This window comes from Devosia sp. 67-54 (genome assembly GCF_001899075.1).
GTDB lineage: Bacteria > Pseudomonadota > Alphaproteobacteria > Rhizobiales > Devosiaceae > Devosia_A.
Map to the genome: position 1 here is coordinate 76,006 of NZ_MKVA01000009.1, position 12,251 is coordinate 88,256.

The window sequence follows — 12,251 nt, forward strand, 5'->3', positions numbered from 1 at the left end:
GTGCAACCGTAGTCGACGCCGGCAGAGGAGGAACAAGTGCAGGCGGAGGGGACAAGATACCTGCGGCGGGGCGGAACCGCATGAGTACGCCGGACGCGCCGGCGAAGCCGGCCCTTGCCGCAACGCCGCGGCAGAACGAGCAAATGCGGTCGAAGGGCCGCTCGCGTTCCGTCTGGCGGCTGGCCCTGCGCGACCCCACCACCATCATCGGCATCCTCGCCGCGATCCTGTTCGCCTACCTGATCGTCGTGCCGGTGATCTCGATGCTGTCGGACGCCATCCTGGTGCAATTCGGCGAGGAGCGCCGGGCGCACGCCGCGGTCGGCATGCCGACCCTCTACTACCTCACGCGCACATTCAGCTCGGCAGTGTCGTCCGACCTGTTCTGGCAACCCCTGGTTCACACGCTCGAAGTCGCGGCGGGGGCAATCATCCTTGCGGTCGCCATCGGCGGCACCATGGCGTGGCTGCTGAGCCGCACGAACATGCTCGCGCGCCGCTGGCTCGCCACCGCCCTGATCGTCCCCTACATGCTGCCAGCCTGGACCTTTGCGCTCGCCTGGACGACGCTGTTCAAGAACCGCACCATCGGCGGCCAGCTCGGCTGGCTCGAGGCCATCGGGCTGTCGCCGCCCGACTGGCTCGCCTATGGCCAGGTCCCCATCACCATCATCATGGCGCTGCACTACGCGCCCTTCGTGATCCTGCTGTTCGGCAATGCGCTGCGCCGCTTCGACTCGCAGCTCGAGGACTCGGCCCGCGTGCTCGGCGCCGGCACCACCACGGTGACCACCCAGATCATCCTGCCGCTGATGCTGCCGTCGCTGCTGTCCGCGATCATCCTGATCTTCGCCAAATCGCTGGGCGAGTTCGGCGTGCCCTACGTCCTGGGCCTGCCGGTCGACTTCGACGTGCTCTCCACCTCGCTCTACCGCAACATCTCCTCGCGCCACACCGGCGTCGCCGCCGTCCTGGCGGGTTCGATCATGCTGATCGGCATCCTCTCGATGCTGGTCGACGCCCGGCTCGTGCGCGAGGCCCGGCGGTTCGTCACCATCGGCTCGAAGGGCTCGATGAACCGGCTGAGCGCCCTCGGCCCGCTCCGCCTGCCGGCCACCGGCCTTGCCTTCCTCATCTTCCTGCTCAGTGTCGGCCTGCCGCTCGCCACGCTGTTCCTGTCGACCATCATGCGGCAGCCGGCGAATTTCTCGCCCGACAATTTCACCCTCGATTTCTGGATCGGACACGATCTCGGCACGGTAGCGCTGCGGACCGGCATTCTACTGTCACCCGACCTCTGGAACGCCGCCTGGAACAGTCTGTGGATCGTCGGCACCGCCTCGGTCACCTCCGGCATTCTCGGCCTGCTCGTCGGCTACGTCGTCGCCCGCACGCTGCTCTGGCCGCTGGCGATGTTCCTGCGGCACGTGACTTTCCTGCCCTATCTGGTCCCCGGCATTGCCTTCGCCGCCGCCTATCTGTCGCTGTTCGCCGTGCCGCGCGGCCCCATTCCGTCGCTCTATGGTACCGCCTTCATCCTGCTGCTGGCGCTCGTCGCCGAGCAGATGCCCTATGCGTCGCGCGCCGGCATCTCGGCCATGATGCAGCTCGGCAAGGATCCGGAAGAAGCCGCGCAGATCGCCGGCGCCGGCTGGCTGCGGCGCATGTTGTCGATCGTCATCCCGATCCAGAAGGGCTCGCTCAGCACCGGCATCCTCATGCCCTTCATCTCGGGCATCAAGGGGCTCAGCCTGTTCGTCATTCTCGCGGTGCCCAGCACCGACGTGCTGACCACCTATTCGCTGCGGCTCGTCGACTACCATTATACGCAGGCGGCCAACGCCGTCGTGCTCATCATCGCCGGCCTCGCCTATTTCGGCACGCTGCTGGCGCAGAAACTGACCAAGACCAATTTGGCCGAAGGACTGGGTGGCTAAGATGCCGACGATCAGCCTGCGCAATGTCGAAAAAAGCTACGGCAACGGCGCCCTCAACGCCGTGAGCGACCTCGATCTCGAGATCGGCGACGGCGAATTCATGTGCCTGCTCGGCCCCTCCGGCTGCGGCAAGACCACGACGCTGCGCATGATCGCCGGCCTCGAACATCTGAGCGGCGGCGAGATCCAGGTCGGCAGCGACAAGGTGGACGATGTCGACGCCGGCATCTTCGTGCCGCCGGAGCGACGCGGCATGGGACTGGTGTTCCAGAGCTACGCGCTGTGGCCGCATCTGACCATCGAGCGCAACACCGATTTCGGCCTCCGGCTGCGCAAGGTCCCGAAGCCCGAGCGCGAAGCGCGCGTCACCGAAGTCATGCAGGCTCTGGGGATCGAGCAATACCGCGACCGCTATCCGTCGCAACTGTCGGGCGGCCAGCAGCAGCGCGTGGCGCTCGCCCGCATGCTCGCCGTCAATCCGCAGGTCCTGCTGCTCGATGAGCCGCTGTCCAACCTCGATGCACGCCTGCGCCTCGAGATGCGGGCCGAGCTCAAGCGCCTGCACGAGGCGTTCAAGACCACCATCGTCTTCGTCACTCACGACCAGTGGGAAGCCATGACGCTGGCCACCACCATCGCCGTCATGCGCGACGGCCGGCTGCAGCAGGTGGGAACTCCCAATGACATCTACGATCGGCCGGCCAACCGTTTCGTCGCCGAATTCGTCGGCAATCCACCCATCAACCTCGTCGAGATGAGCGCGGCCGAAACGTCGACTCTGGCAAGGGCGCTGCGGCCGGTGCTCGGCGAGCGCACCGACGTCGGATCGGTCGGCATCCGGCCCGAAGCGCTGCATCTGGCCACCACCGATGCCGAGGTTCCGACCGGAGCCTTCCACGTCCGCGCGCGCATCAGTGGCGTGCTGCCGACCGGGGGAAGCTGGATCGTCGAAATTGCCGCCGGCAACGACAAGCTGTTTGCGGCCGCGCACGAGCCGCCCGGCTTTACCGCCGGCGACGACGTGGTCGTCTGGGCGAAACCGGCGGCGCTACACCTGTTCAATGCCGCGGGCGATCGGCTGGCAGGTTTGGCGTCGCCGGACCACGCCCGCAAGAACTGACACCGAGGAGGGGAACGAATTGACATCATCATCCACCATCTGCCGCTGGCTCATGGGAGCAGCGTTGCTCGCCGGCTCTGCCATGCCGGCGCTAGCCGACGACTTCAGCCTCGACGCGCTGATCGCGGCCGCCAAGCAGGAAGGCCCGATCACCGTCTACGCCACCACCGGCAAGATCGTTGAAACGGCGCAGAACTTCACCAAGAAGTACGGCGTCCAGGCCACCGGCAAGAAGGTCAACGAGCCGACCCAGGTCGAGCTCTTGATCCGCGAGTCGCAGGCCGGCAAGATCGTCGGCGATGTATCCGTCTCCGGTGACGTCGCGGCTTCTGTGGCGCAACTGATCCCGGAAGGCATCGCCTATAGCTGGGTGCCGCCGGACCTCGCTGCCGACATCCCCGCCCCGCTGCAAAATCCGCTGGTGGTGGTCAGCGACGAGCACGTCATCACCTACAACACCGAAGCCTACGACAAGTGCCCGATCACCAATCTCTGGCAGCTCACCGAGCCCGAGTGGAAGGGCAAGGTGGCAATGCTCGATCCGCTCGACAAGCCGAACTACGCCGACTGGTTCAACCAGATGGCGATGCATCACGACGCCGACCTGGCCAAGGCCTATCAGGACCTCTACGGCAAGCCGCTTGATGCGGAGCCCGGCAGCGCCACCAAGGCCTGGGTCAAGGCGCTCGCCGCCAACGCCCCGCTGCTCGCCGATTCCGAAGCGGTCTCGGCCGCCGTCGGCGCTCCGGGACAGAAGGCGCCGTTCGTCGGCCTCAACTCGGTGGCCAAGTTCCGCAACAATGTCGACAAGGGTTACAAGCTCGGCATCTGCGGCGGCATCGATCCGGTCTCGGGCTTCATCTATCCGGGCTTCGGCCTCATCGCCAAGGGCACCAAGAGCCCCAACGCCGCCAAGCTCTTCATCCACTATCTGATGACCGAGGAAGGCATCTCCAACCAGACCATCGACGGCAAGATGTCGGGCAACAGCAAGATACCGCCCAATCCCGACGAACAATCGGGCATTGCCGCCTACATGAACCAGCTTACGCCCTACGACAGCTCCACGGCCGCCGATGACTACGACGCCCGCCAGGACTGGCAGGATTTCTGGACCGTCAACTACAAGCGCTGAACAAGACAGAGAGGAGAGACCACCATGAGCAGGACGCTCACCGCCGTCGCCGCCCTGGCCATCGCCGGCGTCGCTGCGGCCGCCATCGCCGCGCCGGCCCTGGCCGACGACTTCAGCCTCGACGCCCTCATCGCCGCCGCCAAGGGTGAGGCGCCGATCACCGTCTACGACAGCACGGGCAAGATCGTCGAGCAGGCAAAGGCCTTCACCAAGAAATACGGCGTCGAGGCCACCGGCACCAAGATCAAGGCGCCCGACTCGCTCGAAATGGTGATCCGCGAACACCAGGCCAACAATGTGCAGACCGACGTGATCCTGCTCAGCGATCCGCCGGCCGCCATCGCCCAGCTGCTGCCCGAGAAATTCGCCGAAAGCTGGATGCCGCCCGACATGCTCGACAAGGTGCCCAAGCTCTACCAGGACCCGCTGGTCGTCACCAACGACGCTAACGTCTGGGCCTACAACACCGAGGTCTATGACAAATGCCCGGTGAGCAACATCTGGCAGCTCACCGAGCCGCAGTGGAAGGGCAAGGTCGCCCTGCAGGACCCGCTGGGCAAGCCGAACTACGACGACTGGTTCAACCAGATGCAGACGCATGACGACGCCAAGGTCGCCGCCGCCTACAAGGCCCTCTACGGCAAAGACCTCAAGACCGACGAGGACAGCGCCACCAAGGCATGGGTGAAAGCCCTGGCGCAGAACGCGCCGCTGTTGACCAGCAGCGACGACGAAGCCTCGGCGGCGGCCGGCGCTCCGGGGCAGAAGGAGCCCTTCATGGCGCTGGTGAGTTCCGCCAAGTTCCGCAACAATGCCGACATGGGCTACAAACTCGGCCTGTGCACCGGCATGGACCCGTGGTCCGGCTGGCTGTCGTCGAAAGTGGCGCTCATTTCGTCGGGCACCAACAGCCCCAACGCCTCGAAGCTGTTCATCCACTACATGCTGACCGAGGAAGGCATCGCGCCGCAGGCGATCGACGGCAAGCGCTCGACCAACATGTCGCTGTCGCTGCCCGCCGACGAACCTTCAGGAATTGGCAAGGTGTGGGACCAGCTCGAGGACTATGACGTCTCGACCGCCGCGTCGGACTGGGACGCGCGCGAGGACTGGCAGGATTTCTGGCGTCTCAACTATCACAAGTAATACTCCCGACTGTGCCGGATCGGAATTGCGTTCTGGTCCGGCCTTTTTCCCGATTTGGCGCGGTGCGCGATAGCCGCCGGACGAACACGACGAGGATCACCTGGCATGAGGCCGGAAAACCGTATTCCGACGGGCAGGTTGTGCCGCCCCAAGGCGCTGCTGCTTGACTTCGGCGGCGTCGTGGTGCTTACCCGCCACAACCCGGATTGGCCCGAGCGCCTGGCCGCTCACGTCGCGGCCCTACTGCGCGATGTGGGCGCGGCCGACCCGCGACTGCCTACGCCGTCCATCGCTGCCGACATCCGAGCCGCCGCCATCGCCGATTCGCACTGGAAGAACGCCATGTCGCGGCCCTACGCGCCGCGCGAGCTGCGCCACGAAGAGTATTGGGGCGACTTCGTCGCCGCCGACTGGCCGGCAGCGGCTCGCGATGCAGTGGTCGCCGAAGCCGCCGAACTCTGCCGCGTCATGGGCCATCTGCGCTCCGAGCGCACGCTGCGCGACGGCATGCTCGACCTGCTCGACGCCGCTCGCGCCCGTTCCATTCCCGTCGGCATCGTCAGCAACGCGCTGGCCGGTCAGGTGCATGTCGACTTCCTCACCGAGCACGGCCTGCTCGACCGCTTCGCCGCCATCGTTCACTCCGACGCCGTGGCCATGCGCAAGCCCAACCCCGGCATGATCGAGTATGCCGCGGGGCTGCTTTCGGTCGCGCCTGCCGACTGCTGGTATGTCGGCGACAACTACGATCGCGACGTGCTGTGCGGCCGCCGCGCCGGCGTTGGCGGAAACATCCTGATGGAAGCCCGCAAGACCTACGATCCCCCCTACGATCTCGACCTGCGCCCCGACGCCATCGTCGCCGATCCGGTCGGCCTGCTGGCGTTGTTCACGGGCATGACCGGCGAGGTGGCAGCATGAGCGATCACGCCGAAGCCACCTATCTGCGCGACATCGCGATCCGCGCCGCGCGGCTGGTCGAAGCGCCGCTGCGCACCGCCTTCCGCTCCGGCATGGACGTCGCCTACAAGCGCGACTGGCACGACGTGGTGACCGTCCACGACAAGCAGGGCGAAGCCACCATTGCCGAATTCATTCTGCGCGAAGTGCCCGACTCCACCCTGGTGGGTGAAGAGGGCGGGCATCGCGGCAGCGGCCGTGTCCGCTGGTACGTCGATCCCATCGACGGCACCGCCAATTTCGCACGCGGCTTCGCCTTCTGGTGCGTGTCGATCGCCGCGGTGGTCGACGACGTGCCGGTTGCCGGCGTCGTGCTCGACCCTGTGGCCGGTCACCTGTTTGCCGCCGACCTCGATGGCGCCACATGCAATGGCCGCCCCATCCGCTCGCGCGCTCGCGTCGACGAGCGCGAAGCGACGTTGATCACCGGCTATCCGGCGAGCCGCGATTTCGAGCGTGACGGACGACCCAAGGCGCTCACCCATTTCGCCAACCTCGCCGAGGCGTTCCAGACGCTGCGGCGGCCGGGCAGCGCCGCACTCAGCATTTCGCACGTCGCTGCCGGCTGGGTCGATGCCGCCCTTGGCCTCTGGGTCAATCCCTGGGACGTCAGCGCCGCCATTCTCATCCTGCAGCAGGCGGGTGGCCGCTATTTGCCGTTTGACCTCGGCAAGGTACCACCCGGCACGCCCGCCCATCTATGTCCCGGCTACGTCGCGCTCGGCGAGGGCGCCGACTATCCCACTCTGCTTAGCATCGCCGGCGAGATTTCGCTCGACCGCAGCCGGGGTGAGCGCCCTGTCCCATCGTCAACCACGCCTGTCCACGCCTGACCAACGAACGAGACCCGCATTGACCACCCCCTCCATTTGCACCGCGACCCGGAAAGGATCTTTCCGATGGCTGCCGTGACCGCCCTGCCCTCGGACGAGACCCGCCTCGATCTCGACCGGCGCGAAGCGGCGTGTCGCGCGTTGGCGCTATCGGCCGGGCAACTCGCCAGCCGCGCCTTCGCCGAACGCGGCGCCAGCGGCGCCGTCAGCCTCAAGGGGCCGCAGGATTTCCTGACCGAGACCGACGCCGCCGTCGAGCAGCATCTGCGCACCGGCCTCGCCGCTGCCTTCCCCGATGACGGCTTCCTCGGTGAAGAGGGCGGCGGCGTCCTCAAGGACCGCGTCTGGGTAGTCGACCCCATCGACGGGACCGCCAATTTCGCCCGCGCCATTCCGCACTTCTGCATTTCCATCGCGTTCGTCGCCGCCGGCCGCATCGAACTCGGCGCCATCTGCAACCCCAGCACGGCCGAGCTCTATTTCGCCCGTCGCGGCCGCGGCGCCACCCGCAACGGCATGCCTATCCACGTTGCCGCCACCAGCGACTACCGCGCGGCCTGCGTCGAGTTGGGCTGGTCGACGCGCGTCCCCAACGCCGACTATGTCGGAGCGCTGAGCCGCATCCTCGACCGTGGCGCCAACGTGCGCCGCGCCGCCTCCGGCGCGCTCGGCCTCGCTTATGTCGCCGATGGTCGGTCCGACGCCTATGCCGAGCTGCACATGCATCCGTGGGATTGCCTCGCCGGCCTGCTGCTGGTTGAAGAGGCTGGCGGCATCGTCGCCCCCTTCCTCGAGCTTGGCGGGCTCGAGCATGGCGGCGCCGTTCTGGCCGCCACACCAGCCATTGCCGGTGGGATCAGCGAGGTTACCGGAATTGCACTCTAGTGAAAAGCATGCGGTGTCGCCGCGCTACGATCGAGCGAGCATCAGCCGCGTAGCCGAGAACGTGCAGCCATATGGCGTCGATTTGTTCATTAGTGGCATGGAGGGGGCCAGCAATCTCGCGCTGTTGCACGCCAACGATATCGGCATCGTCGTCAACTGCGCCGTCAATCTCGACCTCGATTTCGTCGACCAGCCGCTGTCGCCGCCCGGCCAGGCGGTCGCCTATGGCTACAGCCCCATCCGCTACTACAAGCTCGGGCTGATCGACGGCGACGGCAACCCCGACACCATGCTGCTCGCCGGCTATTACCTGCTCAAGGGGGCGCTCGAGCAGGTGCTGCCCGACAAGCCGAGCTACCCCATGCGCGGTGGCCGCAACGTGCTGCTCAACTGCCGCGCCGGGCGCAGCCGCTCGGCCATTCTCGCCTCGCTGTTCCTGTGGCAGACCGAGCCGGCGCGCTTTCCCAGCCTCGAGGCGGCGCTGGACCAGGTGCGCCAGCGCCGTGAGCTGCATCCGGACGAATGGTTCGAAACCCCGAAACCGGTGCTGATCGCTGCCGCCCGCCGCGCCGGCGCCTGGGCTGGCATGATCGAGGCGTCCGGCCACTAGCCATGCAGATCGCCGTCGTCGCCGACCCGCACTACCACGACATTTTCGGCTGGCCGGACGCCACCGGCGAGCGGCCGGCGCTGCGCAGCTTCGCCGACTCCATGGCCTCGACCCGCATTTTCAACGAGAGCTTTGCCGTTTTCCGCGCCGTGCTCGACGATATCGTGCGTGCCGGCATTTCCATCGTCGTCATCGTCGGCGATTTGACGGACGATGGCCAGGCTGCGACCGTCCGTTCGGTCAATACGCTGCTCGCCGACTACACCAACCGCCACGGCCTCCGCTTCTATATGACGCCGGGCAACCACGACCTCTTCGCCCTCGCCGGCCGCCACCAGTCCAAGCGGTTCCTCAACACCGACGGCAGCACCCTCTTGGTAACCAGCGACGCGGCGGAATCGGCCGGATCGTCCATTGCGCGCCTGGTGACGCCCGAAATGCAGTGCGGCGGCTATGCCGATGGCCTCGAAGCCTACGGCCACGGCTTCTTCCGTCGCCCGGAGGATCTGCATTGGGAAAGCCCGTTCGGCGCCAGCGACGCTCTGGCAGACCGGCGCTTTGTCATCCGCTCCGCCGACCACGGCATGTCCGTCCAGATGGTCGACGCTTCCTACCTGGTCGAGCCCGTCCCCGGCCTCTGGCTGCTGTCGCTCGACGGCAACGTGTTCGAGCCGCGCAACGGCAGCAGCGACCCGCTCGCCGAAGCCACCTACTACGACAGCAGCAACGCCGGCTGGAACGCGGTGCTCAAGCACAAGCGCTTCCTGTTCGACTGGGCGGCGGACGTCGCGCGCCGGGCGCGCCAGCAGGGCAAGCAACTGCTCGCCTTCTCCCACTATCCGCTGATCGACCCGCAGGCCGACAGCTTCGCCGACGAACTGGCCCTGTTTGGCCAGTCGAGCGCGGTGCGCCGCTCGCCTCGCCCGCCGGTCGTCGCCGCCGGCGTCGACACCGGCATCGGGGTGCATTTCAGCGGCCATCTGCACGTCAATGGGACGACCGCCGTGTTCGACAAGGGCAAGTTCCTCGTCAATATCGCGGTCCCGTCGCTGGTGGCCTATCCCGCAGCCTATAAGCGCGTCCGCTTCGACGCCGACAGCATGTGCATCGAAACCGTAGCGGTCGACGAGGCTCCCGGCTTCGATGCCGCCTTCGCCGGCTATCGCAGCGAGGCCCGCCGCGAGGGCTCCGGCACCGCCGGGCTCGACGCCGTGTCAAGCTATGCCGATTTCTGCGACATGCACCTGCGCGAGCTGGTCCGGCATCGCTATCTGCCGCTCGAATCCCCCGCCGACCTTGCCGGCCTCATCGGCGATCTTTCGATGGCGCAACTGGCCGAGCTGGCCGGCCTCGAAGCCGGCCTCGATCCGCTTGCCACCACCCTACCCGCCTTCGAATTCCTGGTGGACTGGTATCGCCTGCGCAAAGCGCGCGAGTTGGCCCTGCCGCTCGTCGCGCCGCAACGCCTGGCGCTCTACCGCGAGCTCTGCGCCCGCTTTCGCCGCGGCCATTGGCCGGAGGGCAGCGTCGCCGCCCGCCTCGCCGCGATTTTCCGCATTCTCGAGATCAACCTAGGCGGCCTGCCCTCGGATCGCTTCGTCATCGACCTGAGGAACGGCCGGGTCACTTCGGCCGGACGGACCGACGCCACACCGGCTCCGCTTGCAGGTAATGCGGCCTAGGCGCCGGCGGCGCCGGTGACTCGACCGACAGCAGGTGCGCGATATGCTCAGCCATCCGCTCGATCGGCTGCCGGAAGGTCGTGAGCTGATACGACACCCAACCGGCCTGTTCGATGTCGTCAAAACCCACGATGCAGAAATCGTCGGGAATGCGCAGGCCGAACTCGTGCCGAGCCGCGTCCATGAAGCCGCAGGCCAACAGATCGGTGACGCAGAAAGCAGCGTCCGGCCGGTCGGCGCGGCTCAGCAGTGCGCGCGCCGCCTCGAGCCCCGTGGCGTAGGCCGTCGGCCCCGCACGGACCAGCGAGACGAGAACTCCCCCGGCTTTGGCGGCGGCGGCGAAGGCCTGCTCGCGACCGACGAGGCTGCTGGTCCCCGCCTGCGACGAGACGATGCCGATATGCCGGCAGCCGGCGCGATACAGCATGTCGAAGGCGCGGCGGGCCGCATCCTCGTTGTCGACGATCAGATGCTCGGTGCCGGGATGCCGATCTTCGCGGTTGATCAGGATGACGTGCTGCCCGTTGGCGATACAGGTGTCGATCAGCGACGACGCCGGCGATCCCGACAGTACCACCGAGGCGTCGGCACGATAGTTGAGCGTCTGCCGCAGCGCCGCCTCGACACTTCCCGAGGGGCCCGCGGCGTTGATCACCATCGGCACCTTGTCGACGTCCTGCAGCCGCCGCGTCAGCGCCTCCAGCATCTTGGCCTGGAACGGCGCCTGCAGATCCGCGGCGATCAGGCAGACGATGCCGGAGCGCTCATGGATCAGCCCGCGCGCCAGATGGTTGACGTGGTAGCCGAGCGACTCGGCCGCCTCCAGCACCTTGCGCCGGGTCGGCTCCGACACGCTGGCGCCCGGCGTGAAGGTCCGCGACACGGCCGAACGCGATACGCCGGCGCGCTCCGCCACCTGCTGCGCGCTTACGAAGGATTTGCCGACCCGAAAGGCCATCTACCGTCACCGCCATCGTTGCACACACTGTGCACCCGATCAGAATACAGTTCAAAAAAACATTGCACTCCAATATGTTGCTTATTGCAATCCCGTGCAAATGTCCACCGACACCGTAGTTTTCCTCACGTTTGCTTCGAATTCTACCGTTGTGCTGGACGTCCCTTAAGAACACTCCTATTACAAAGGTCGACTGCGGCGGTTACCGTGGCCCCTGGGGGCGTTTCTTTGCAAAAGCTATGGTCAACGCGATCGGCCTCGCGGCAGAGGACAGCTGTCGCTTTGCTGTGGCTGGTTCCGACCCTTCTCGTGCTGGCGGCGCCCACCCTTGCCGCCGGTTCGGCCAACCCACCTGCGGCCGCGCCGGTCGCGACGGAGGCGCCTCCCGCAAAGAGCGACTTCGTGCTCGAGGGGTTCCGCTCGGCCAAGTTCGGCATGACACAGGACAAGGTGCGCGCCGCCATCAAGGCCGATTTCGGACTCAGCGGCGATGCCGTGGTCGCCGGTACTAACGCCGCCGAGCGCACGCAATTGCTGACCATCGTCGTGCCGGATCTGTTGCCCGACGGCGGCAAGGCCCAGGTCTCTTACGTCTTCGGCTATTCCAGCAAGACCCTGATCCAGGTTGGCGTCTCCTGGAATGCCTCGATCGACCCCAAGGTCGACGCCGCCAAGCTTTATGCCAACAGCGACGTGCTGGTCGCCTATTTCACCGCGCAGGGCTATCTGCCGGCGACCATCCGCACCGGCGTGGTGCTCGACAATGGCATCCTGCTGTTCCGCGGCGAGGACAAGGACGGCCACGCAGCGATCGTGCTGCTGCAGGGCGACTTCACCGGGGGCGGCGACACCCAGAAGGTACTGAAGCCGACCAGCCTCGCTTTGCTGTATGCGGCGGACTCCAAGGAGCCCGATATCTTCAAGCTCGATCCGGGGGCGTTCTAGATGACCCGCCGCCGTCGCATCGTTCGATCTGCGACGGCTC

General features: G+C 66.6%; 11 protein-coding genes. 10 read left to right on the forward strand and 1 reads right to left on the reverse strand.

The window, feature by feature from the left end:
* The first annotated feature begins 143 nt into the window (after positions 1-143).
* The 9 genes from BGO82_RS15675 to BGO82_RS15715 all read left to right on the forward strand — a co-directional run bounded on the left by BGO82_RS15675 (position 144) and on the right by BGO82_RS15715 (position 10,308).
* Positions 144-1,937, forward strand: coding sequence for an iron ABC transporter permease (locus BGO82_RS15675; RefSeq protein ID WP_291306756.1), 1,794 nt, complete (start codon positions 144-146; stop codon positions 1,935-1,937).
* Between the two features lies 1 nt (position 1,938).
* Complete coding sequence (locus BGO82_RS15680) at positions 1,939-3,057, forward strand: ABC transporter ATP-binding protein (RefSeq protein ID WP_291306556.1); 1,119 nt, start codon at positions 1,939-1,941, stop codon at positions 3,055-3,057.
* Between the two features lie 52 nt (positions 3,058-3,109).
* On the forward strand, positions 3,110-4,192 hold the full coding sequence (locus tag BGO82_RS15685) for an ABC transporter substrate-binding protein (RefSeq protein ID WP_291306757.1): 1,083 nt from the start codon (positions 3,110-3,112) through the stop codon (positions 4,190-4,192).
* 24 nt (positions 4,193-4,216) lie between these two features.
* On the forward strand, positions 4,217-5,338 hold the full coding sequence (locus tag BGO82_RS15690) for an ABC transporter substrate-binding protein (protein WP_291306557.1): 1,122 nt from the start codon (positions 4,217-4,219) through the stop codon (positions 5,336-5,338).
* A 105-nt stretch (positions 5,339-5,443) separates the two neighbouring features.
* Complete coding sequence (locus BGO82_RS15695; RefSeq protein ID WP_291306558.1) at positions 5,444-6,259, forward strand: HAD-IA family hydrolase; 816 nt, start codon at positions 5,444-5,446, stop codon at positions 6,257-6,259.
* Positions 6,256-7,131 (forward strand): inositol monophosphatase family protein, encoded by an 876-nt coding sequence (locus BGO82_RS15700; RefSeq protein ID WP_291306559.1) that lies wholly within the window; start codon positions 6,256-6,258, stop codon positions 7,129-7,131. Before BGO82_RS15695 ends, BGO82_RS15700 begins: the two co-directional genes overlap by 4 nt.
* Positions 7,132-7,197: 66 nt before the next feature.
* The gene (locus tag BGO82_RS15705; RefSeq protein WP_291306560.1) at positions 7,198-8,016 is read left to right on the forward strand and encodes an inositol monophosphatase family protein; all 819 of its coding nucleotides are present in this window, start codon (positions 7,198-7,200) and stop codon (positions 8,014-8,016) included.
* Between the two features lie 97 nt (positions 8,017-8,113).
* Entirely contained in the window at positions 8,114-8,626 is a 513-nt protein-coding gene (locus tag BGO82_RS15710) for a protein phosphatase (RefSeq protein WP_291306758.1), read from the forward strand.
* 2 nt (positions 8,627-8,628) lie between these two features.
* Positions 8,629-10,308, forward strand: a complete 1,680-nt coding sequence (locus tag BGO82_RS15715) for a metallophosphoesterase (protein ID WP_291306561.1) — start codon at positions 8,629-8,631, stop codon at positions 10,306-10,308.
* Here the strand turns inward: BGO82_RS15715 and BGO82_RS15720 are convergent.
* Positions 10,250-11,266: a substrate-binding domain-containing protein gene (locus tag BGO82_RS15720; protein WP_291306562.1), complete on the reverse strand. Its 1,017-nt coding sequence runs from the start codon at positions 11,264-11,266 to the stop codon at positions 10,250-10,252. The two genes, BGO82_RS15715 and BGO82_RS15720, sit on opposite strands and share 59 nt — an antisense overlap.
* A gap of 282 nt (positions 11,267-11,548) precedes the next feature.
* Between BGO82_RS15720 and BGO82_RS15725 the strand changes: the two genes are divergently transcribed.
* Entirely contained in the window at positions 11,549-12,211 is a 663-nt protein-coding gene (locus BGO82_RS15725; protein WP_291306563.1) for a hypothetical protein, read from the forward strand.
* Positions 12,212-12,251: the final 40 nt, after the last annotated feature.